Annotated in this window: 12 protein-coding genes; 7 read left to right on the top strand and 5 right to left on the bottom strand. The window is 42.0% G+C overall.

Annotation, left to right across the window (positions count from 1 at the left end; all coding sequences use genetic code 11):
* On the bottom strand, positions 1-1,686 hold the full coding sequence (locus PSF28_RS10610) for a sensor histidine kinase (RefSeq protein ID WP_210835658.1): 1,686 nt from the start codon (positions 1,684-1,686) through the stop codon (positions 1-3).
* 421 nt (positions 1,687-2,107) lie between these two features.
* Here PSF28_RS10610 and PSF28_RS10615 point away from each other — a divergent pair, with 421 nt between their 5' ends.
* Genes PSF28_RS10615 through PSF28_RS10625 form a run of 3 tightly spaced genes read left to right on the top strand, consistent with a single transcriptional unit; the run spans position 2,108 to position 5,390 of the window.
* Positions 2,108-3,079: an HlyD family secretion protein gene (locus PSF28_RS10615; protein WP_004907488.1), complete on the top strand. Its 972-nt coding sequence runs from the start codon at positions 2,108-2,110 to the stop codon at positions 3,077-3,079.
* Positions 3,080-3,090: 11 nt separating this feature from the next.
* Positions 3,091-4,236: an ABC transporter permease gene (locus PSF28_RS10620; protein ID WP_210835656.1), complete on the top strand. Its 1,146-nt coding sequence runs from the start codon at positions 3,091-3,093 to the stop codon at positions 4,234-4,236.
* Positions 4,236-5,390, top strand: a complete 1,155-nt coding sequence (locus PSF28_RS10625) for an ABC transporter permease (protein ID WP_272685030.1) — start codon at positions 4,236-4,238, stop codon at positions 5,388-5,390. Before PSF28_RS10620 ends, PSF28_RS10625 begins: the two co-directional genes overlap by 1 nt.
* Before the next feature lie 283 nt (positions 5,391-5,673).
* Here PSF28_RS10625 and PSF28_RS10630 read toward each other — a convergent pair whose 3' ends face one another.
* Positions 5,674-6,549, bottom strand: a complete 876-nt coding sequence (locus PSF28_RS10630; RefSeq protein WP_210835654.1) for a U32 family peptidase — start codon at positions 6,547-6,549, stop codon at positions 5,674-5,676.
* A 17-nt stretch (positions 6,550-6,566) separates the two neighbouring features.
* Positions 6,567-7,562: a ubiquinone anaerobic biosynthesis protein UbiU gene (gene ubiU / locus PSF28_RS10635; protein ID WP_272685031.1), complete on the bottom strand. Its 996-nt coding sequence runs from the start codon at positions 7,560-7,562 to the stop codon at positions 6,567-6,569.
* A gap of 514 nt (positions 7,563-8,076) precedes the next feature.
* Here ubiU and ubiT point away from each other — a divergent pair.
* Both ubiT and PSF28_RS10645 read left to right on the top strand, forming a co-directional pair.
* Positions 8,077-8,601, top strand: a complete 525-nt coding sequence (ubiT, locus tag PSF28_RS10640) for a ubiquinone anaerobic biosynthesis accessory factor UbiT (RefSeq protein ID WP_004907497.1) — start codon at positions 8,077-8,079, stop codon at positions 8,599-8,601.
* Positions 8,595-9,098 carry a GNAT family N-acetyltransferase gene (locus PSF28_RS10645; protein ID WP_004907498.1) on the top strand — a complete coding sequence of 168 codons (504 nt, stop codon included), beginning with the start codon at positions 8,595-8,597 and terminating at the stop codon, positions 9,096-9,098. The genes ubiT and PSF28_RS10645 overlap by 7 nt, the downstream gene beginning before the upstream one ends.
* On the opposite strand, the gene PSF28_RS10650 is transcribed toward PSF28_RS10645, so the two are convergent.
* The gene (locus PSF28_RS10650) at positions 9,071-9,409 is read right to left on the bottom strand and encodes a GIY-YIG nuclease family protein (protein WP_210835651.1); all 339 of its coding nucleotides are present in this window, start codon (positions 9,407-9,409) and stop codon (positions 9,071-9,073) included. The two genes, PSF28_RS10645 and PSF28_RS10650, sit on opposite strands and share 28 nt — an antisense overlap.
* A 270-nt stretch (positions 9,410-9,679) precedes the next feature.
* Between PSF28_RS10650 and bhsA the strand changes: the two genes are divergently transcribed.
* Both bhsA and PSF28_RS10660 read left to right on the top strand, forming a co-directional pair.
* Positions 9,680-9,931, top strand: a complete 252-nt coding sequence (gene bhsA / locus PSF28_RS10655) for a multiple stress resistance protein BhsA (RefSeq protein WP_210835644.1) — start codon at positions 9,680-9,682, stop codon at positions 9,929-9,931.
* Between the two features lie 461 nt (positions 9,932-10,392).
* Positions 10,393-10,830 carry a YhbP family protein gene (locus tag PSF28_RS10660; protein ID WP_109912171.1) on the top strand — a complete coding sequence of 146 codons (438 nt, stop codon included), beginning with the start codon at positions 10,393-10,395 and terminating at the stop codon, positions 10,828-10,830.
* Here PSF28_RS10660 and nrdG read toward each other — a convergent pair.
* A complete protein-coding gene (gene nrdG / locus PSF28_RS10665; RefSeq protein WP_272685032.1) occupies positions 10,827-11,291 on the bottom strand; it encodes an anaerobic ribonucleoside-triphosphate reductase-activating protein in 465 nt (154 codons plus the stop codon). The genes PSF28_RS10660 and nrdG overlap by 4 nt on opposite strands.
* Between the last annotated feature and the right edge of the window lie 2 nt (positions 11,292-11,293).

Consider the following 11,293-nt stretch of genomic DNA (forward strand, 5'->3'; position numbering starts at 1 on the left):
TTATGTTGTAGCCAAATAAGGCAGGCGAATTTTCATTCGGGTGAATTTTTCTGGCTCGTGTTCTACGCTGATGCCATATTGCTCACCATATTTTAAACGTAAGCGCCTATCGACTAAGCCCATCCCTAAGCCATCAGACTGTTTTGCTGGCTTATATAGCCCTGCGTTATCTTCTATTTCGATATACACATGTTCACTGCCGATATAACTACGTATTGTAATATAACCCGTTTCTAATAACTGTGAGGTGCCATGTTTAATTGCATTCTCAACCAGCGGCTGCAGGGTAAATGCAGGAAGTTCAACCTGTTTGACTTCATCAGGGATCTCAATATGAATTTGTAAGCTTTCTTGAAAACGGGCTTTTTCTATCTGTAAATAGGCATTGATATGCTCAATTTCTTCGCCAAGCGTGGCATTTTGTTCAGGCCGTTTTAAATTATTGCGAAAAAAAGTCGAAATATACTGCACAAGCTGGCCTGCTTGCTGGCTATCTTTGCGGATCACGGCTTGCAGCGTGTTGAGCACATTGAACAAAAAGTGAGGATTCACTTGCGCGTGAAGCAGCTTAACTTCGGATTGCAGCAATGATTGTTTGTTGCGTTCATATTGGCCCGCTAAAATTTGTGCAGAAAACAAACTGGCGATCCCTTCACCGAGGGTACGGTTTATGGAACTAAATAGGCTATTTTTCGCTTCATACAGTTTAATGGTACCAATGACTTTTTCGTTTTCTCCGCGTAATGGGATCACTAACGCAGAGCCGAGTTTACAGGTGGGGCTTAATGAACATTTATACGGGGTCTCATTGCCGTCGGCATAGACGACTTCATTATTCTCAATAGCTTGCCTTGATTGGCTTGACGAAATTGGTGTCCCGGGTCGATGGTGGTCAGCGCCAATGCCAATAAACGCGAGGATTTTTTCACGATCTGTAATAGCGACAGCACCAATTTCTAACTCTTGATAAATAATCTTAGCGACCTTCATGCTGTTGTCAGCATTAAAGCCTTTACGCAGAATCCCTTCAGTCGTTAAAGCAATTTTTAGCGCCTGAGCAGAGAATGCAGTCGTGTATTTTTCAACAATCGCACGGCGGTCGAGTAAAATTCGAATAAACATTGCCGCACCAATAGTATTCGCGATCACCATCGGTGCAGCGATATTTTTAACGAGTTCGAGGGCTTCATCGAAAGGTTTTGCCAGCAATAAAATAATTAGCATCTGTATGATTTCAGCGACAAAAGTGACACAACTGGCAATCATTGGATTAAAAATTTTATTGATTTCGCCACGTTTCATAAAGTAACGATGAACTAACCCGCCAATCAACCCTTCAACAATTGTTGAGACCATACAGGCAAAGGCACTCATTCCCCCTAATGAATACCGATGCAGCCCGCCAGTGAAACCAACAGCAAAGCCCACTGCTGGGCCACCTAATAGGCCGCCAAGAACGGCTCCAATAGCACGAGTATTAGCAATAGAATCATTGATATGCAAACCAAAATAAGTACCGATAATGCAAAAAACAGAGAAAATCAGGTAGCACATGACTTTATGCGGTAAGCGGATGGTTACCTTCAGAAGAGGGATAACTAATGGTGTGCGGCTAAGCGCCCAAGCAATAACGAGGTAGACACACATCTGCTGGAGTAGGAGTAATATTAAATCAAATTCGTACATGCTCGTCATAATTCGTGATGTGGGGGTGTTGACTTCGTCATCTCGCCCTAGTCACATACTTATGTATGCTCCTAGGGTCTCGCTTCCTCGTCGCCTACCCACATCGCGAATTATTTAGAGCATTGGCTCGTTATGTTTCACGTTGTGGGGTTCTTATTTGGGGTTGAGTTATTTACTATTGTTATCTATTTTTAGTATTTATTTGGCTAGCCATTATACCGTAAGTCATTGGCTAAGTAATCGGCATTTGAGAAAAGTACACTCATCATTATTTGACATAAGGCAGAAATCGCTCCAATATTAGTCAATGTCCTACCTTTTCGTGATCTTGCGCACGAATTTATTAACGCTGTATTTAACTTTCTTGTCATACTCTAGGGATAATAGTTTCCCCCGTTATTATTTAAGGTTCACATAAATAATGAAAAAAAGAACAATAGCACTGATTTTGCTGATGCTTATCTTAATCGCAGCAGCGGCACTTTTTCATTCCCATAACCAATATTTATTGTTACAGGGAGAGGTGGATGCACCTGAGGTCATCGTCACCTCGAAGGCAAAAGGACGAGTGATTGAACGCCACGTAGAGCGTGGCGATGATGTCAAACAAGGGCAATTACTGATAACCCTAGAGAGCCCAGAACTGCAAGCGCAATATGAAGCATCGAAATCCGCGAGAGACCAAGCAAAAGCGCAACTAGAACAATCCATGAATGGGACTCGTGTTGAAACCATCCGCGATTTACAAGCCTCATTATCACAAGCCAATTCTCAATATCAAAATGCATCTCGTGAATATGCTCGTTTGAGTAATTTGAAAGGTAAAGGGTATGTTTCCGCGAATGAACTTGATAATGCACGTAAAGCCAAAGATGTGGCTTTTTCGCAAGTGCAAAGTGCAAAAGCGCGCTTAGATGAGGGCTTACATGGTGACCGCATAGAGCAACGCCAACAATATGAAGCGGCATTACAACAAGCAGAGCATAAACTTGCTGAAATCCAAGTACAAATTGATGACTTGCAAGTAAAAGCCCCTGTAGATGGCGAAGTTGGCCCTATTCCTGCTGAAATAGGTGAACTTTTCAATGCCGGTAGTCCTTTAATTTCATTAATTCGACTTCCTCAAGCTTATTTTGTCTATAACTTGCGTGAAGATATTTTAGTTGATGTGAAAAAAGGCGACAAAGTGCAACTTGATGTGCCTGCCTTGGGGAATAAGTTAATTGAGGCTGAGGTTCGCTATATCGCACCGAAAGGTGACTATGCGACAAAACGAGCGACTCGTGCAACCGGTGACTTCGATTTAAAAACATTTGAAATTCGTTTATACCCTGTAGAGCCGATTGAAGGGCTAAGGCCTGGTATGAGTGTGTTATGGCACTGGGATAAGTAAAAGGTGTTGCCATGAAATTTAAGTTCGCTTGGCACGGTTTTGAGCACGCCTTTAGCCGTGAAACCCAAATGGCTATTCGTAGCCCTGTTTTTCATTGGTTAAGCTGGCTGTTTCCATTAATGCTGTTTACGTTAGTTAGTGCTAACTTTTCAGAGGGGACATTGATGGATTTACCCGTTTCTGTGGTGGACAATAACCATAGCCCAGTGTCTCGGCAAATTATTCGTGACCTCGATGCGGGTCCACATGCGGATGTGAAAACCATTGATGACAATCTCAGTACATCATTAAAAAGACTAGGTAGTTCAAAAGATTACGCGTTATTGTACATTCCTCATAACTTCGAAGAAGATGTCTTACGGGGGCGTCAACCTGAGTTACGTATGTATTATAATGCGCTCTTCTATGCATCAGGCAGTTATGCGATTCAAGATTTTAGTGGGTTAGTGGCAGAGTTGAATGCGAAGTATCGCCAAGAAATGGCCAAGTCAATGGGAAAGGCGTTACCTCCGTTAGCCCAAGTGACACTTTCTTATGACAGTTTATTCAACCCGAGCGGTAGTTATATTTATTATCAACAGTTTGCTGCAACTATTCATATGCTGCAGTTATTTGTTGTTACAGCAACAATCTATACGATGTCACGAGGCTCTACCTTACAAAGCGTTAAGCCGTTTGTGATGGCGCTACTTGGGAAATTAGCCCCTTATACCTTATTTTTCAGTACATTACTTGCTGTAGAGATTGCGGCATTAGTCACTATTTTTGATGCTAAAGTGGTAGGAAATCCGTTGTATATGATTATATTAGGGTTTTTCTATGTCATAGCAGCGCAGAGTATTGGTTTATTGCTGTTTAGTTTTACCTCAAGTGCCATTATGGCGTATAGCTTGATAGGGATGCTGGTGAGTATCGCTTTGGCCTTTTCGGGGATGGCGGTACCGGAACTGTCAATGATATTGCCTGCACAAATTATTTCGAATATTGAACCACTTACACATACATTAAATGCCATGTTTGATATTTTCTTGCGGGAAATTTCCTTTGCTCGCATTGTGCAAGTGTGTCTATTCTTATTGATTTACCCATTTGTAATTGGCTTTTTAATTCGTAAGCGTTTAGTCAAACGGTTAGAAAACCAAGGAGGGGTTGTCTGATGGCTATCTATTTTGCAACCTTTCGTAAAGTGCTGCTGGGAATGCTGGAAAAACCGATGTGGCTATTATTATTGGTTTCTCTGTGCGTCATGAGCTTAGTTTATGCAAAGCCGGTTCTTTGGGATTTACCTGTTGCTGTGATTGATATGGACCACAGCACAGCAAGCCGCGAGTTAATCCGTGACCTCGATGCGACACCGAAAGTAGAATTGCAAAGTTATGATAACCTTGCTCAAGCACGTCAAGATATGATTGCGAGAAAGCTATTTGCAATAATTATCATTCCAGCGGATTTTCAACAACATTTATTGAGCGGTAAAAATATCACGGTGCCAGTGTATGGAGATGGAACCAACCGGCTAGCGAGCGGGCAAATTCAGCAAGAGTTATCAAAAGCCTACCAAACCCTACTCAATGCTTATAACACCCAATTACTCACTAAAGCCGGTTATAGCCAAGAGCAGGCTAAAGTGATTATTACCCCTATCCGCAGTGAAACTGAGCCATTGTATAACCCAGGGATCAGCTTTGCAGCGATTGTTTTTCCTGGTTTATTGGTGATGTTATTGCAGCACTCCTTACTGATTGCCTGTGTACGAGTCAGTATCGCGGTACGTTCTACACCTAAAGGAAAGCCGCCATTAGCCGTTTATTTAGGGGCGTTATCTGCTTTAATTCCGATCTGGTTATTTTTATCCACTGTATTTTTCGCGCTTTGGCCATGGGTATTGGGCTACCGACAAGAAGCGCCATTGTATGTGATTTGGATGTTCACGTTCCCATTCCTATTGGCTGTTTTAGGGCTTGGCAAGTTGGTGACGGAATGTTTGCGTAGTGTTGAGATGATTTACTTAACTTTGGCATTTATTACCACCCCAGTGTTTTATATGTCAGGCACGATCTGGCCACTACAGGCGATGCCTGATTGGGTACGTATGATTGCCTCTGCATTGCCATCAACATGGGCTACAAACGCCATGGCAGGCCTTAACCAAATGGGACTACCGTTTAGTGATGTACTCATGGATATCGTGATGATGTTGATTTTAGGCGTTATTTACACGGTTATTGGGGTATTCATTGGTATGTTAAGAGATGGGGAGTTACGCCATATTAGCCATATGTTTAACCGTTGGCGCAGGCATCGGCATTAACCGTTATTTTTGAGTAGGAAACCTATTGCTGAGTTAGGATCAACGGCTTTGTTGTCATTTTTGCTTCTTGGCTTAAGGTTTCCCAGTCATCAGGAGGGGTCCCTGTACTTAGCATTGAGGCAAATACTTGATAGGCATCACGTATAGCTGCAGGGATAGTTGTTTGGCTGCATTCGGTAAGGCGGGATTTTGCACGTCAAGAAACGGTGCTTGGGTCTATATCAATCATTTTATTTACCTCATAACTACCTGAGGATAGACGGTTATGAGGTGGGTAATTGATTTAAGGCACCATCGACAATCCTGCAATTTGTCGCCAATAACCATTGCAGTTTTTATCTGAAATATTCAATGGAATATCCCCATTTTCATTTGCTTTAAATTGCTTGAATATCTCAAGTGACTCAATACCTTCAGGAGAAATGCGTACAATATCTACAAGGTCATGCATTGAATGCAGATCATTGCCAAGGTTATAGCAAGCGCCACTGAGCGTTTGAATACCATTCAAGGTAAACACCTGTTGATGTTCTTGAGAAAGCACCTTGCGCCCTTGTGGGTAGTTTATACAACAAGTTTCGCATTCGTCTTTTTGCTTATTTTCAGAGCGTGCAGTAAAGCAGCGTGCGGAATAGGCAAGTGGTAAGTGGCCGTAGCTCATTACTTCAACATCAAATTTGCCACGAATACCGATGTCATCGCACTGGTGGAGTAAGTTGACTAGCCAATCTCGGGAAAGCTCTACAGGCATACACCAGCGCACCATACCTTGGCGTAAGAGAATATTTAAGGTTTGTGCGTTATAGCAATTCAAACCGTGGCCAGCGACAAAAGGAAGGTTTCTTTCGACTAACATGTTGATCACACCAAAATCATGGGCTTCAACGAGAAACTCGCCATTATCCACTAACTTGCTGATCTCTTTAAGTTCTGAAGGTGCTTGAAGGAGAGCAAGGGTACTCAGGACAATTTGTTTGCCGCTCTTGGCAAGCTGTTGCGCGAGTTCTATCCAGTCATTGGGCTTCATTTCACGACGTTTACTACATACCGTCTCACCGAGATAAATAATATCAGCGTCACTTTGCATGGCGTGTTGATAAAAATCTTCCAGCGTTTGTTTTGGCCAGTAATAAAGAATAGATCCTAACGAGTACTGCATGATATTTACCTTTTAAATTACTGCCATTTACGATGATAGGCACCCAATGTGGTTTGGCTTCCTTCAGAAAGCCCGCCTAACGCTTTTAGCCATTTCGGGTCAGTGACAAAGCTGTTAGGGTTGGATTTGTAGCGGTCGATGGCTTGGCGCCAAATACGCGTCACTTCAGTCACGTAAGCAGGGCTGCGCTGGCGGCCTTCAATTTTGACAGAGGCAATATTTGCTGCCATCAGTTCAGGTAACAATTCAATGGTGTTGAGGCTAGTGGGCTCTTCAAGGACATGATATTTCTGTTCATCGACAAGATAACGTCCTTTACATAGCGTTGGGTAGCCTGCATTTTCATCTTTTTGGTAACGGTCTATCAACACATTATTGAGGCGTGATTCCATTCCTTCCTCCGTTTGTTGCCAACGAACAAAACGGGCTGGAGAGCATGCGCCTACCGTATTTGGTGACTCACCTGTGAGATAAGAAGACAGATAACAGCGCCCTTCAGCCATGATACATAAACTACCAAAAGCAAACACTTCCAGTGGGACAGAGCTATTTTTGGCTAACTGTTTTACTTGGTGAATAGATAGCACACGTGGAAGGACAACACGGTGGACTTGGAAATTACGTTCATAGAAGCGGATGGCTTCAGTGTTGGTTGCTGAGGCTTGGACAGAAACGTGCCTTTCAATATGCGGGTATTTATTGGCAGCGTACTCTAACATGGCAATATCGGCTAAGATCAAGGCATCAGCACCGAGATCTGCAGCAAGATCGACGGAGTTTTGCCAACGTTCGTAACCATTAGGATGTGCAAACGTATTAATCGCAATATGTAATTTTCGTTTACGGTTATGGATATAACGCTCAGCTTCATGCAGTTTTTTTTCAGTAAAATTGAGCCCTGCGAAATGCCGTGCATTGGTATCATTTTTTAGTCCAATATAAACGGCATCAGCGCCGTTATCGACCGCCGCTTTTAAAGCGGGCAAATTCCCTGCGGGGCAGAGTAATTCCATTGTCCTATCCCTGTGTAAAATTTAACAGCTGATATTCTAGTCAACAGAACTGTTATAGATTTTGATTTAGAGCAGAGAAATTGTTAATGGATATCAGTATTCGTTAATTAAGGTCGATAGGGAAATAAGGGGGCTGGTGGGTAATAAAGCAACTTTACCAAATGAAAGAGGATAAGTTTTATAAATAGGGTATATGAATTATTTATGACTAATTTTTGATCGTTTATTGGAGTGGATGAGTAATTAGCGATAATTTTTTATCCATGGGAAGTGAGAAATAAATATTGGCGGGATGGGCAAAAATTGATATAGGATCAAGCCAATAATATCATTTTTTGGCAAGATAACTTATCGTGAGTCAAATGTTAGGTTAATGACTTCAATAAATGGGGTTATTAGCGTCGAAAATTTAATCGTCTAAATATGCAATATGTTACCCTAAATAATTCGAGCTGCTACTGCTGTTAAGTAGTTACACGAAAACGGGCAGACAATTACTATGGGAGTCAGTACTGTGTTAGGTAAAATTCGTTCTCAACTCATCACGAAAGGCCCTTCATTTTTGAAACTGCCTTTAAAAGTAACCCCATTCGCATTGCAGCGCCAAGTTCTCGAGCAATTGCTAAGCTGGCAATTTCGTGAATCAGTGAAGGAAGGGGAACTTGATTTTCTCGAAGACAAATGGCTAAAGGTTGAAGTTCGTGACTTAGCGTTAGTCTGGTTTATCAGTTTGCAAGGTGGCCAACTGTCCGTCAAACAGCATGCAGAGGCTGATGTTAGTGTGAGTGGTAATGCGAATGATCTAGTACTGATCGCCGCGCGTAAAGAAGACCCTGATACGCTCTTTTTCCAACGTAGGTTGGTGATTGAAGGGGATACAGAGCTTGGCCTCTATGTGAAAAACTTAATGGATGCCTTTGAACTCGAAAACATGCCAGCTCCGTTGCGTTTTGCTTTATTACAATTGGCAGATGTAATTAAAACCGTGCATGAGAGTGAGGACGTAGAGCATAAATCGCCTGCGTTAACTTCATGCTAATTCGAGTTGAAATCCCTGTCGACGCAATGGGTATTGATAAATTATTGCGTGAAACGTTTCCAACTGAAGCAGAAGCTAATCTTGTTCAACATTTACGTGAGGATGGCTTGCTAACTCTCGGGGTTGTGGCAACAAATGATGATGGTGAAGTGATTGGCTATGTTGGCTTCACGCCTGTCGACGTTAACGATGAAGACGTGCAATGGGTTGGTCTTGCACCATTAGCGGTAAATAAGGCGCATCAAGGCCAAGGGATTGCAGAAAAACTGGTCTATGAAGGGTTAGATAGCCTCAATGAGTTTGGTTATGGTGCGGTTGTTGTACTGGGAGATGAACGCTACTATTCGCGTTTCGGTTTTGAACCCGCAGCAAGCCACGGTATAAGCTGCCAATGGCCTGAACAACAAGCTCATTTTTTGGTTTGTGGCTTAGAGAATGGGGAAATTGGAGAACACCAAGGTTTGGTGACTTACTCTTCACACTTCAATAATTTATAGTTAGCTAAGTAGTTAACTAAGTCATCGGGCTGGTCTATGACCAGCCTTTCTTTTGTTTTTTTATTCAGTTGTTTAACTTGATATTCTATTTTCGACGCTGCTGAACGAGAACCAATAAAACACGAGAATGCCAATGTCAGTGGCATTTTTCCTTTCAATGCTTTTGCCCCTGTTCCTGCCTTATGTTGCTCAAAACGACGTTGCACATTGGTGGTGATACCACAATACAAGGCGTTATTTTTCGCTCTCACCAAGTAAAGATACCAGTCATTTTGTTTTAATTGGCTATTATTTAGTGTCGTTTTTATCATTCTGTGCTGATTTATAAGGGAAAAATATTAGGTGAACAACGAATATGTTCGTTAAGTAAGATATTTATAACATATTAAAATTTAAATAAAAAATGATATGAAAGTGTCACAAATTTGTAACCTCAATCTAAGTTATGATTCAAATTATTTGAATAACTATAGCAAAATTAGCTAATTTTCTTTTCAAACTAAAGCGCATAATATGATCCATATCACAGAGGGACAGTAAAAATCCCAACTAAAAATCAAGTTTACAAGAAGGAATATACAATGAAAAAATCAACATTATTTGCTGCTGCTTTAGCTTTAGGTGCTGTATCATTCGGTTCAATGGCTGCTGAGGAAGTTCAACATACTAGTCAGCCAGCTGCGGGTTATGTCTCAGTAACAGGTGCAGTGAGTGTCAATGACCTGACCGCACAATTAGCCAAAAAAGCTGATGAAGCTGGTGCAACTTCATTCCGTGTGATTTCTGCTGGTGGTGAGAATTCTATGAATGGTACTGCGGCTATCTATAAATAATCCTATTCGTCATATTTACTCGTCATACTTCGAGCCGTAGCGTTGTTGGCCGCGTTCATTCGCACTAGTCACATACTTATGTATGCTCCTAGCGCCTCGTTCACTTGCCGCCTAGCTACAACTCGAATTATTTAGAGTAAAGATTTGGGTTAGATAGTCTAAAAAGCCAGTTTATTCGTCATACTTCGAGCCGTAGCGTTGTTGGCCACGTTCATTCGCACTAGTCACATACTTATGTATGTTCCTAGCGCCTCGTTCACTTGCCGCCTAGCTACAACTCGAATTATTTAGAGTAAATACTCGAATTTAGTTGGCGTATAGGCCTAAAATATTTAGGTTAATATTTCAGCTAGTTAGAGTATAGTAATAGCGAATTTTATGCCTACGTTCAGAACAGTTTAAGCAAGCTTAAGGGGAATACCCCGAAAGCTTGTTCTGAACGGGTTTATATGGAAACCGCTATGACGCCTGAACAAACTTTAAAACACATCCAACGCTATATTGCCCGCCAACACGTTTTCTCTCTTTTTACTCACCATAACAATGATATCTGGCCTGCCAGTTGTTACTATGCATTTGATGCGAAAACGATGTGCCTGGTTTTAATGACAGACGCGAATTCAAGGCATGGGCAATTGATGGTGGCTAACCCGCAAGTGGCTGGCACAATATCAGCGCAAACCAAAGCCGTTAATGCAATACAAGGTATTCAATTTACAGGTGAAATTAAAATATTAGAAGGTGAGGAAGAACGGCTTGCCCGCGGTTTTTACTGTCGTCGTTTTCCTGTGGCATTAGTAGCGAAACTGCCTGTTTGGCAGCTCCACTTGCGGAATGTCAAAATGGTCGATAACAAATTAGGTTTTGGTACCAAACTACATTGGGAATGCCAAATTTAACGCAATTTGTGGATCACTTGATTGGAGCTACCGCGCCAAATTAAGCGTGGGTCATGTAAATCCTGCTCAAATTTACCGTCAATTACGGTATTAACTAAACTCATCACTTTTTGTTGTTCAAGCGTCAAATCACTCAATATGTATCCTGTCCATAACCAAATATCCTTATCTGGGCAGACGGCTTTTACGCGTTTTACTAACTTGAGCACCGCAGGCAAATTGGCTGGGTGTAGCGGGTCTCCGCCGGAGAGGGAAAGCCCTTGCCGACGGATACGCGAGTCTTGCAAATCTTGGATAATTTGATCTTCCATTTCTTGGGTGAATGGCACGCCTGAATCTACTCGCCATGTACTTTGATTGTAACAACCACGGCATTGATGAACACACCCTGCTACAAACAGTGTACAGCGAGTTCCGGGGCCATTGACGACATCGACAGGATAATATTGGTGATAATTCATAG

The organism is Providencia sp. PROV130 (genome assembly GCF_028482225.1).
Taxonomy (GTDB): Bacteria; Pseudomonadota; Gammaproteobacteria; order Enterobacterales; family Enterobacteriaceae; genus Providencia; species Providencia rettgeri.

Excerpts from the sequence above, each read along its gene's own strand:
- PSF28_RS10610 (WP_210835658.1), bottom strand. The coding sequence starts at position 1,686 with ATGTACGAATTTGATTTAATATTACTCCTACTCCAGCAGATGTGTGTC.
- PSF28_RS10615 (WP_004907488.1), top strand. The coding sequence starts at position 2,108 with ATGAAAAAAAGAACAATAGCACTGATTTTGCTGATGCTTATCTTAATC.
- PSF28_RS10620 (WP_210835656.1), top strand. The coding sequence starts at position 3,091 with ATGAAATTTAAGTTCGCTTGGCACGGTTTTGAGCACGCCTTTAGCCGT.
- PSF28_RS10625 (WP_272685030.1), top strand. The coding sequence starts at position 4,236 with ATGGCTATCTATTTTGCAACCTTTCGTAAAGTGCTGCTGGGAATGCTG.
- PSF28_RS10630 (WP_210835654.1), bottom strand. The coding sequence starts at position 6,549 with ATGCAGTACTCGTTAGGATCTATTCTTTATTACTGGCCAAAACAAACG.
- ubiU (WP_272685031.1), bottom strand. The coding sequence starts at position 7,562 with ATGGAATTACTCTGCCCCGCAGGGAATTTGCCCGCTTTAAAAGCGGCG.
- PSF28_RS10645 (WP_004907498.1), top strand. The coding sequence starts at position 8,595 with ATGCTAATTCGAGTTGAAATCCCTGTCGACGCAATGGGTATTGATAAA.
- PSF28_RS10650 (WP_210835651.1), bottom strand. The coding sequence starts at position 9,409 with ATGATAAAAACGACACTAAATAATAGCCAATTAAAACAAAATGACTGG.
- bhsA (WP_210835644.1), top strand. The coding sequence starts at position 9,680 with ATGAAAAAATCAACATTATTTGCTGCTGCTTTAGCTTTAGGTGCTGTA.
- PSF28_RS10660 (WP_109912171.1), top strand. The coding sequence starts at position 10,393 with ATGACGCCTGAACAAACTTTAAAACACATCCAACGCTATATTGCCCGC.
- nrdG (WP_272685032.1), bottom strand. The coding sequence starts at position 11,291 with ATGAATTATCACCAATATTATCCTGTCGATGTCGTCAATGGCCCCGGA.